The sequence below is a fragment of the Kluyvera sp. CHPC 1.251 genome (assembly GCF_036759945.1).
GTDB classification, from domain to species: Bacteria; Pseudomonadota; Gammaproteobacteria; order Enterobacterales; family Enterobacteriaceae; genus Kluyvera; species Kluyvera sichuanensis.
The window spans coordinates 1-1,010 of the sequence record NZ_JAPKIC010000033.1 but is presented as its reverse complement, the minus strand read 5'-3'; the positions used below and the strand labels follow the sequence as shown (position 1 = coordinate 1,010).

Genomic DNA, 1,010 nt, shown 5'->3' with positions numbered 1-1,010 from the left:
GTGACTGCGTACCTTTTGTATAATGGGTCAGCGACTTATATTCTGTAGCAAGGTTAACCGTATAGGGGAGCCGCAGGGAAACCGAGTCTTAACTGGGCGTTAAGTTGCAGGGTATAGACCCGAAACCCGGTGATCTAGCCATGGGCAGGTTGAAGGTTGGGTAACACTAACTGGAGGACCGAACCGACTAATGTTGAAAAATTAGCGGATGACTTGTGGCTGGGGGTGAAAGGCCAATCAAACCGGGAGATAGCTGGTTCTCCCCGAAAGCTATTTAGGTAGCGCCTCGTGAATTCATCTTCGGGGGTAGAGCACTGTTTCGGCTAGGGGGTCATCCCGACTTACCAACCCGATGCAAACTACGAATACCGAAGAATGTTATCACGGGAGACACACGGCGGGTGCTAACGTCCGTCGTGAAGAGGGAAACAACCCAGACCGCCAGCTAAGGTCCCAAAGTCACAGTTAAGTGGGAAACGATGTGGGAAGGCTCAGACAGCCAGGATGTTGGCTTAGAAGCAGCCATCATTTAAAGAAAGCGTAATAGCTCACTGGTCGAGTCGGCCTGCGCGGAAGATGTAACGGGGCTAAACTGTGCACCGAAGCTGCGGCAGCGACACTATGTGTTGTTGGGTAGGGGAGCGTTCTGTAAGCCTGCGAAGGTGTCCTGTGAGGGATGCTGGAGGTATCAGAAGTGCGAATGCTGACATAAGTAACGATAATGCGGGTGAAAAACCCGCACGCCGGAAGACCAAGGGTTCCTGTCCAACGTTAATCGGGGCAGGGTGAGTCGACCCCTAAGGCGAGGCCGAAAGGCGTAGTCGATGGGAAACAGGTTAATATTCCTGTACTTGGTGTTACTGCGAAGGGGGGACGGAGAAGGCTATGTTAGCCGGGCGACGGTTGTCCCGGTTTAAGCATGTAGGCGGGAAGTTTAGGTAAATCCGGACTTCTTTTAACGCTGAGGTGTGATGACGAGGCACTACGGTGCTGAAGTAACAAATGCCCTG

Annotated in this window: 1 rRNA gene; it reads left to right on the top strand. The window is 52.6% G+C overall.

The annotated features are described in order from the left end of the window. A 23S ribosomal RNA gene (locus tag V6940_RS22695) occupies positions 1-1,010 on the top strand; the annotation flags it as partial.